Consider the following 8,928-nt stretch of genomic DNA (forward strand, 5'->3'; position numbering starts at 1 on the left):
TCCTCATTATGAAATGCATAGCCATATCCAATACCACTTTCGATTAAATATGCATGAATAATTTCATGCCTAAGTATGCTTTCTATATCGTTGGGTGTTTTACTAAGAATAACTATTTTTTTTATTTATGCTATCTGTATACCCATCCGCATCGTTGTTTTGCATGTCTTCATCAGGGTTATCGATATATTTTAAATCATACTTTGTTCCCAATATATTTAGTTTCATAACATTTCCTCCAGTTTATATATAAAAAAACCGACGTATAAAATATACATCGGCTCATGGCTCTAATATGTGACTGCATTAATTTGCTACGCAAACCAAACCACTCTCCCTTGCAGTCTATTTTTTTGTTTGGGAGTTTTTTCGATATCTTTAGGATATACAAATTATAAAATACAGATTAGACTATTTCAACCCCTGACATAATTATAATACGTACGCTTACCAATACCGACTTCTCTACACGCTTCGGTTACCTTACTACCATTATTAACCATTTTAATTACTTCGTCAACTTTCATCTTTACATCAGGTCTACCAAACTTAACACCGCGCTTTTTAGCCGATTCAATCCCCTCTCTTTGTCTCTCTAATGTTGTGATTCTTTCTTGTTCAGCTACAGAACTCAAAACCTCCAGTATTATATTATTAATCATTTCAATAACCCATTGTTGCCCGTCTAGTTCAATTAGTGTCGTAGGCATATTTAAAATTCTTAAAATGACACCTTTTTCTTTGAAATAATTGAATTCTCTTATTGTATCTCTCTTATTTCTAGAAAGTCTATCCAGTGCATGAATATAGATTACATCGCCAGCTGCTACTACTTCTTTTAGTTTTTGATAATTTTCTCTATTGGTATTTTTTCCGCTTAGTTTATCACTATAGATATTTTTAACATCAACATACTTGGTTAGACTATCGATTTGTCTATCCAATTTTTGCTCTTTAGTTGATACACGAGCATAACCGTAAATCATATCTATTCCTCCTCATTGTTTAATATTACTGATCTTGATACTTTATCGCTTCCGTTTTTAGGTCTTAAAACAACTTCATATCCCAATGCATCCATAATATTTACTAATGTTTCTATTTTTGGATTATTTGCTCTCAACACCGTGTTAAGACTACTTGGTCTGGCATAACCCATTTTTTCACTCAATACTTTTTGTGTCATGTGTTCTTGTTTAAGAATCTTTTTTATTGCTCCTTTTGTTTTCATTTTATCACCTCAAATACATTATACTTATTTATGCGTTTATTTTCAATACTTATTTATAAGTCTTTTTTATTTCTCGGGTGGAAAAGGACATCAGATATACTATATATACACTAAAAAACACCCCTAGGGGTGCATAAAAGTGGTTTTTATTGCACATTTTAATTATACTTATATATACGTTTTAATTGTTGATAAAATACTCGTTTATACGTATAATAATAGTGTGGTAAGTTAATTACTTACCCGTAAGTATTTTAAAAAGTAAAGGAGGTGATCAACGATGGCAATAAAAAAAGAAGTAGAGCTATACAAAGAGTGGTGCAACACTCTAGGGCTTAAACCTTACGAAGGTAGAAACCTGATAGCTTACTTCAAACGCTAATATGTAGGGGCTTATATAGCCCTTACATACATAGTATACCATAAACAATTAAATATATAAAGAATATCAGGAGGATAGAAACATGGAAAACTTAACTATTGAAGAAATTGAAGCATTATCTATTGATGAAATAAAAACTATTACTTTAGAAAAACTATACGTAAAAGGATTTGATATTTATTTAGTTGATCTGGGTGAGTATTTTGGTTACTCTGCATTAGTTTTTAAAGATAATCACCACGTTTATTTTGCAAATTTATATGAACTGCACTATAGATACAATAGTCCAACTCATGAACAGTTAAAGAAAAAATATATTAGTTTACTAAATAATAAATTGTTTACAGATGAAGAACTAACAACGGTAAAAGATCACGAAGACTATGAGAAGAAAACCTATTTTATTAGAAATTATATGTCACAAGAGTATGATTGTTTAACAGCTTTCTGTATTAACGGAATATATAAAGGTAAAGACAAGGAAAAATACGAAAGCGGCGAATATACTGCTTATAGCAATATTGCTTTCGCTTATTTTAAGGATAACAGTTATCAGAATAGGGCGAAACCATTAATTAGTAAATTAGAAAGATCATACAAAGAAGCCATGGAAAATATTGATAATTTTAAAGAAGCGGTAAAACAGGCTTTATATAATTATGAGGCATGTATTACTTGCGAATATGAAACGGCTTTAGAATCCTTGGGGTTGGTTTTTGAAAATCTACCAAAAAATAAACAAATGGTAGTTATAGAAACATTTAAAGAAGTTACAGCATAAAAGCGATAACAAAACAATGGAACTATACATAATTAGAACGTTTTACCGTTTGCACCTGATAGATCTAAAAACCGCTTTAACCCTAAGCAAGGGGGTGAAATATTAATGCTTTGGTTAATTAAAGTAATGTTCAACATAGCATTTAATATAATATTAGCGCCTATAACATTTATAAAAGTATTTGCATTATGTGCTAAAAGAAGATAGCTATTAAGCTATCTTTTTTATTAGCTAAATAAAATAACTAAAAAATACGTCGTATAAGCGGCGTTTTTTATTTACCCTACAAATATAACCATTTATCACAAACAACGCTTATACGCTAAATTATAGTTATTCAGCCAAATACACACTTCTTTATATACTTATATAAATCATTCCTAGCCACTATATGAGTTGTTTAACATTCTTACTATATTTTATGCCTTTGTACATAAAACAGCCCCTACAGTAACAAAAAAATAATAAAAACGCGAATTTAACAACCATTTTAGTCACACACTAAATAAATACTAAGCTGAAATCCCCTATTAATGCGTTTCTGTCAAATTTTGGGTACAAAAAAACGGAAATTAATCCGTTTCTATTACATCAGCTTCAATTATTTCTAAAAGTTCATCGGCTGTTTTAGTTTCACCTAGGTTATTTTCATGTTTAACGATACTTTCGGTCTGATCTTTCATGCCGTAGTAGTTTTTTGCTCTGAAAATATACGCCACTGGGTTCATCTTACCGTTTATTAATAAATTGGCATCAAAATCAGACAATAATTGACGAATTCTTTTTGCTAAGTCAAACCTATCAAACTCCGATTTACTATCTTTTTCACTCCAATTATACAATGTTTGAGTAGTTGTACCGATTGCAAGTGCGCACCCTTCCAGAGTTGGTTTTAATTGATTTTTGTAGCAGTCGTTAAAATAAAATTCAATACGTTGTGCTATTTCTTCGTCATTCTTAGCCATTGGTACATTCCAGTATTTGAATGCGTGTTCTAAAAGTTTAGCATTTATCGGATCACTGATACTAGAAAGTGATGGCGTATTAGAACGTTCGCCGCCACGGGTTTCGTTTTGATTAATCGGTGACGTAGTACCGTTTATTTTTGCCTTAGTTCTAGCAATATCATTTAGTGTATAGAGTTTATCAGGGTCTACATCGATATTTAAAGATTCAGCTTTATTTAAAAGTGCTTCTTTAGTTCTTGGTTTATGTTTTCTAGTCATTATTATCACATCCTAATAAATTTAATAGTTTAGCATTATTTTCATCGATTCTTATAAACATATTTTCCTCCTTAAAATTAGTAAATGACATTATGACGTTGACATATAGGGTCATTATTATATATATGTAATTATATATATTTTTAGTGTTTTTTATTTATTTCTTAATAATATATATATTGAACGTCATAAATGTCATAATATATAAAAAACCTTACAATACCAACGGTTTTAGGGCATGACGATTATATTTTTATTATTGTCATTTTATTGTCATAATTTTAATATGAATGTCATAATTTCGAACCGCTGGTAAATGTCGTGACAATAAATGTCGTTAACTATGACGCTTGATGCCTCTGTATGACGATTTTCTATACTCCTCTATGTCATTCCTATATTCTTTAGCACACTTTAAAAATTCTTTCTTAAATGCTCTCATGTTACTTTTGTATGTATAGCCGTTACGCGCCGACCATGAAGAATATAATGAATATAATTCCTGATTAGTGAGTTCGCTTACTTCGCGATAAACAGTATTGCAGTCGCTGTCTAATTCTTCAATAGTCCAGTTGAACTCCTTAGTAAAAAGCACGATAGGATTTGCTGTCTCCTTGTATTCTTCCATCTGTTCCTTCTGATCATCGGGAATCGTAAACTTACCATTATGTTTTAGTTTTTTATATCCCTCATATACCCAGTTGAATATACCTGACAGATTTTCAGGTGTTTGTAATTTAGCTTCGATGTTTCTATCTGCGCTACGTTCATTTTCATTTACCGGGTTGTCTGTAAATTTAAATGGAAACTTTAAAATAAGCATTCTTCGCGTAAATCCATCAGTTAGATCGCGGGATTTTGGCAGTTCGTTACATCCAAAGAATAATTTGCACCGAGGCTTGAACTGGATAAAGTCCTTGCCTTTGTAGCAAGCCTGAATCGGATCTCCGGCAACAACCGATTTGAAATTGGTTTCCGCCCCCTTGGAATCTGTCTTAGTTTCGTTAGAAACATTTATCAGTTTACCCATCAGGTAGATGAGCTGAAATTTATCATTGAACGCTGTAAGCTCTACATTAGATACATTCGAAGCACCGCCAAAAACACGCTGTATTGTGTTTAGATATACTGATTTACCATTAGCCCCATTTCCTACTAAGTAAAGTGCTGACTGTAATATGTTTGTTGAATATAAAGCGTACCCCGAATATTCCTGAAGCAGTTGGATTTTCTTGGGATCATCGAAAATTGAATTGATGAATTTATCCCAGTCACTTGAATGAGCATTTGGATTGTACGGATAAGGCAGTTCATATGATAAAAAATCATTTTCGTTATGCTCACGTAAATTTCCAGTTTCGATTTCAAATGTACCGTTAACGAAATTTATAAGCGGTTTCTCGTTAGGAATTTTATCCGTAACTGTATCTGCCTTGATTAACCCTAAAACTGAATTTAATTTAGATAATGTACGTACTGAACTGTATTCCTGACCGATATATTTACGACACTGTTCATCAGTTATTGACTGCCAGTATCGCCCGTTGTATTCCATTATCCCCAATGATGGATTATGTATAAATTTATGTTTTTTCATGACGACCTTTGCTATTTCATCGTCTGTTGATGGTTTTAATGACATAGATTTTACCTCCTTGATCCACTCTTTTGACGCATCAGGGAAAATTTGATCCCTGATTATAACATCAAAAATATCAATGATATCTGTACGTTTTATATAACGCCGATTATTAATTATAAAGTTTTCAAAATCTTCCTTATTTTTAAACATTTTAGCTAATGATTTAATACCTTGCTCTGCATCGTTGATTAAAGCAGCTAAATTCCCACCATCCTGATAGTAGTCTGAAATATCCTTATATTTAGATGGGGGTGTTGATACAATGAACGGTATGTGATAGCTGAATAATTTTTTGGCCATTGAAACTGTAAACTGTCCGCCTGATTTATCGTTGTCGAACGTCAATAGGACCTTGTCAAAATTTTTAGCTATCTGTAATATATGTTTTGTTTGTTTTTTTGAAAAAGTCCCCCCCGCCATACTTAATACAGCGTAGTTTTCCTGATAGAACGATAAATAATCAAACGCTCCCTCAGCTAAAACGAGTACCGATTTATCACGGTTTAGTGTATCTAATCCAAAAATGTCATTTTCATTGAATCCGTCTAAATACGGTTTTTTATACTTGGGATTGGTTTTTGTTACCTCACCCGTCGTTCTACCGCAGTAATAACATATATATCCGTTCTTCCACATAGGAATTATTAATCGATTTTCATCGAAATTAAACCCGATTTTTAATTTATTTATGGTTTCATCGTTGATTTTGCGATTATGTAAATATTTACGGTGTTCATCGGTTAAATTTTTATGCCATGCTTCGACTTTATTACATAGATTTTGTGTGTAATCTTTCCATTTTTCGGAATACTCGCTATTAGGTAATGGTATGCCGGTATATTCACTAAGAAATTTTATCGCCTGACCTCTATCAGCATCATATGTGTGCAGCGCCAACAGATCAATGACATCACCGCCCTGAGCATCCGAAAATGAATACCAGTAATCATTGTTGATGACGACTGAATTAGGGTTCGACCCGCTGTGTAAGAAACTGGGACACCTATCCCCCGAATTTTTAATAGGAAGTCCACAAACAGAAGAAGCTATCGCAACGCATGACGTAGCGTTTTTGATAGCCTCAAGGGTCACTTTAAATTCATTGTTATCGTTTGGCATTACGTACAAAAGCCTCTATCTGCTCAGGGGATAAATTTTTATACATTCTGTAAATATAAATTTTTTCAACTGTCTCACAAATGATTATCGTTAAAAGAATTATTGTTAGTAAAACAAATACATACATTCTAATATCCTCCATTTTGTCTTTCGTGATTTATTTTATTTTTCTTTAAATACATTTCGTAAATCTCATCCCATGTAAAACCAAAACGATGTCCTAAAGCAAACAATTTTTTAATCGAATAATCAAACCCCGACATTGATGCAATCGTTATTAACTCTGTGAATATATTATCACGACTGTATGGATTACTATCAGGAAAACAATCATTATACGTGAAATTAATATCAATTTCGTTATAATTAAGTAAACTTACTGCAAAGTGCAGACAGTCAACATATTCCTCTAAAGCCTTTTCTTTATTGTCTACAGCCGATTTCTTCCAGTGTTTAAAGTATGTTGGAAGTTCATTCATCAGCTCGCCTAGCTCAACGAATAGAGCTATACTCATTTTATTTTCAGGATATTCATTACCATTTAAAATACGTGTATCTAAAATAGTTTGTTGTTTTCTTATATACTCAAATTGTTCTTTAAATTTATTCATTATATTCCTCCTAAATAATTAGCACATTGCACTGGAAAGAAACGGTTTTCTTCGAATGGACTATCGGATATTGTGCCATCAACGTATTCTCTATGAATTGCATTTTTGCTAATCAATCCAATTTGGCAAATAAGTTTTTCAATACCATCATAAACCCACATATTAGGCTTTAAATCTTCGAACTTGTAAGGCTCACAAAAATATAATTGTCCTCTTAGTTCATCATTCGAATCACTTAATTCTTTTGCTTTATCAATAATTCTTTTTAATTGCTCATCAGTAACACCCCAATTATGATATAGCATCTTAATGTAGTCTATTAATTCTTTCTTAGTTTGATTTTTTAAAGTGCTATCACTATGTAGCTTAAAGTGCTTAAATTCCGATGTATTTTCTTTTGGTTCAAAATGTTCATTGATTAAATCAAAATATTTTTTGTTGAAGTCTCTAATAATTTTAATTGCCTCTTCGCCATCAATTTCAACTTTAACTTCAACTAGATTATTTAGTACTTCTAATATTGCATTTATTGCTTGTCCGCCCTTAACATACAACTCTATATATTCTTCCTTACTCAACATCTTCCTTACACCACCCTTTCCATTGTTCTTTGTTTTTTATATCAACAAAATCACCGTCATTAAATGTCATATCAAATGTTTCTAATTCTTCGCACGCTTTGTCTAATTGTTTTTCTAAACCCATACAATAAGTAATAACTCTAACTAATTCTGCCACATTTTCATCTCTAAAAGGATTGACATGACAAGACAACTCTTGCAACGCTGTACTAGCTTTCTTTTTGTCAAATTTCCAATCTTGTTCATTTTCCATCAAATCCACCCCTTAGCCACAAATATTTTAAATGCTTCTCTAGGCGATAAACATTGCTTTCCGCTCTCCTCAATCGCTTTATAGATATGGTTGCAATCAACGATACGACCCAATGCAAACTTACCTCTAAATAGCGTACTTGCTATTACATATTTTTCCTTAACGCCTCTATACAACATACAATCAGAACATAATTCATCTAATAAAAGAATTAACTCTGTTTCTAATTTTAATTGCTCTTTTTTATTCATCATTTTCTTTTAACCACTCTTTCCAACATTCTTTAGTACCATTTTCACATGTATGTTCATTGCAATTACTTGGTAGCCAATCAAATTGAGTAGCTGGACAAAATTCCGTTGCGTTGTCTTTGGTTATATCGTCAATCACTTCGCATGCTTTATCTAATGCTTGTTCCAACTGTTCGATATATTGTTTTACAAGCTCATATTCATCTTTAAAATAATCACCAGCATTATCAAACAGTGCTTTCAAATCATGCATTACTTCACCTTTGTAAATCGTTACTTTATTTTCCATCTATATCACTCCAATCTATCCTTTGCCCGCAATTAGAACAATACTTAAATCTTTTATTATATTCATAATCGTATATGGCACTTTCACCACAATTAGGACATACGCACAGCAGTTCATTTATACGACCACATTCATCATAAATGTTTTTTGTATCTTCATCTTCCCATATCTTATTTAAAATTGGACGTTTAGGCGTTGCTTTATCAACTAATTCTTGTAGATTATCAACTCTACTTTTTGCAGAAGAGTTGCAAATATTTTGTATATCACATTCATTACAAGCAACTCTTTTATTACAACTATTTTTTACAATATAATCTAACGCTTCCTGATATTTTGAATTACTCATACTTCTGCCTCTCACAGTTTGCATATATGTTTATACATACAACAACTTTTTCTTAATCTAGAACATTTCTTTTTCTTAATTTCTTCTTTACAAAAATAACGACGATTACTTTTCATTGATAAAATATCCATTATTTTAAATATCATCTTCTGCTACCTCCTCATTATTTTATATTTCCAACTCTTAACGGGTTATAAAATTGGTTTGCAATTT

Annotated in this window: 13 protein-coding genes; 1 reads left to right on the forward strand and 12 read right to left on the reverse strand. The window is 31.7% G+C overall.

The window, feature by feature from the left end:
• Positions 1-102 precede the first annotated feature (102 nt).
• The 3 genes from KSU54_RS19195 to KSU54_RS14720 all read right to left on the reverse strand — a co-directional run bounded on the left by KSU54_RS19195 (position 103) and on the right by KSU54_RS14720 (position 1,231).
• Positions 103-228: a hypothetical protein gene (locus KSU54_RS19195; protein WP_264292005.1), complete on the reverse strand. Its 126-nt coding sequence runs from the start codon at positions 226-228 to the stop codon at positions 103-105.
• A gap of 188 nt (positions 229-416) precedes the next feature.
• Complete coding sequence (locus KSU54_RS14715; RefSeq protein WP_217749039.1) at positions 417-986, reverse strand: recombinase family protein; 570 nt, start codon at positions 984-986, stop codon at positions 417-419.
• A gap of 2 nt (positions 987-988) precedes the next feature.
• Complete coding sequence (locus KSU54_RS14720; protein WP_217746723.1) at positions 989-1,231, reverse strand: helix-turn-helix domain-containing protein; 243 nt, start codon at positions 1,229-1,231, stop codon at positions 989-991.
• A 464-nt stretch (positions 1,232-1,695) separates the two neighbouring features.
• Between KSU54_RS14720 and KSU54_RS14725 the strand changes: the two genes are divergently transcribed.
• Positions 1,696-2,394: a hypothetical protein gene (locus tag KSU54_RS14725; protein WP_117792373.1), complete on the forward strand. Its 699-nt coding sequence runs from the start codon at positions 1,696-1,698 to the stop codon at positions 2,392-2,394.
• Between the two features lie 572 nt (positions 2,395-2,966).
• On the opposite strand, the gene KSU54_RS14730 is transcribed toward KSU54_RS14725, so the two are convergent.
• The 9 genes from KSU54_RS14730 to KSU54_RS19200 form a co-directional block, all read right to left on the reverse strand.
• Positions 2,967-3,620, reverse strand: coding sequence for a terminase small subunit (locus tag KSU54_RS14730; protein WP_217746722.1), 654 nt, complete (start codon positions 3,618-3,620; stop codon positions 2,967-2,969).
• 337 nt (positions 3,621-3,957) lie between these two features.
• On the reverse strand, positions 3,958-6,381 hold the full coding sequence (locus tag KSU54_RS14735) for a phage/plasmid primase, P4 family (protein ID WP_217760794.1): 2,424 nt from the start codon (positions 6,379-6,381) through the stop codon (positions 3,958-3,960).
• 128 nt (positions 6,382-6,509) lie between these two features.
• Positions 6,510-6,992 carry a dUTP diphosphatase gene (locus tag KSU54_RS14740; RefSeq protein ID WP_117561830.1) on the reverse strand — a complete coding sequence of 161 codons (483 nt, stop codon included), beginning with the start codon at positions 6,990-6,992 and terminating at the stop codon, positions 6,510-6,512.
• Complete coding sequence (locus KSU54_RS14745) at positions 6,992-7,573, reverse strand: hypothetical protein (protein ID WP_217746720.1); 582 nt, start codon at positions 7,571-7,573, stop codon at positions 6,992-6,994. Before KSU54_RS14745 ends, KSU54_RS14740 begins: the two co-directional genes overlap by 1 nt.
• Positions 7,563-7,826 carry a hypothetical protein gene (locus KSU54_RS14750; protein WP_217746719.1) on the reverse strand — a complete coding sequence of 88 codons (264 nt, stop codon included), beginning with the start codon at positions 7,824-7,826 and terminating at the stop codon, positions 7,563-7,565. The genes KSU54_RS14745 and KSU54_RS14750 overlap by 11 nt, the downstream gene beginning before the upstream one ends.
• Positions 7,826-8,080 (reverse strand): hypothetical protein, encoded by a 255-nt coding sequence (locus tag KSU54_RS14755; RefSeq protein WP_217746718.1) that lies wholly within the window; start codon positions 8,078-8,080, stop codon positions 7,826-7,828. Before KSU54_RS14755 ends, KSU54_RS14750 begins: the two co-directional genes overlap by 1 nt.
• Positions 8,070-8,366 (reverse strand): hypothetical protein, encoded by a 297-nt coding sequence (locus KSU54_RS14760; RefSeq protein WP_217746717.1) that lies wholly within the window; start codon positions 8,364-8,366, stop codon positions 8,070-8,072. The genes KSU54_RS14755 and KSU54_RS14760 overlap by 11 nt, the downstream gene beginning before the upstream one ends.
• Positions 8,356-8,715, reverse strand: a complete 360-nt coding sequence (locus tag KSU54_RS14765; protein ID WP_217746716.1) for a hypothetical protein — start codon at positions 8,713-8,715, stop codon at positions 8,356-8,358. The genes KSU54_RS14760 and KSU54_RS14765 overlap by 11 nt, the downstream gene beginning before the upstream one ends.
• Before the next feature lie 11 nt (positions 8,716-8,726).
• On the reverse strand, positions 8,727-8,861 hold the full coding sequence (locus tag KSU54_RS19200) for a hypothetical protein (protein WP_264292006.1): 135 nt from the start codon (positions 8,859-8,861) through the stop codon (positions 8,727-8,729).
• Between the last annotated feature and the right edge of the window lie 67 nt (positions 8,862-8,928).

The organism is Erysipelatoclostridium sp. MSK.23.31 (assembly GCF_019125875.1).
In the GTDB taxonomy this organism is placed as follows: domain Bacteria; phylum Bacillota_I; class Bacilli_A; order Erysipelotrichales; family Coprobacillaceae; genus Thomasclavelia; species Thomasclavelia ramosa.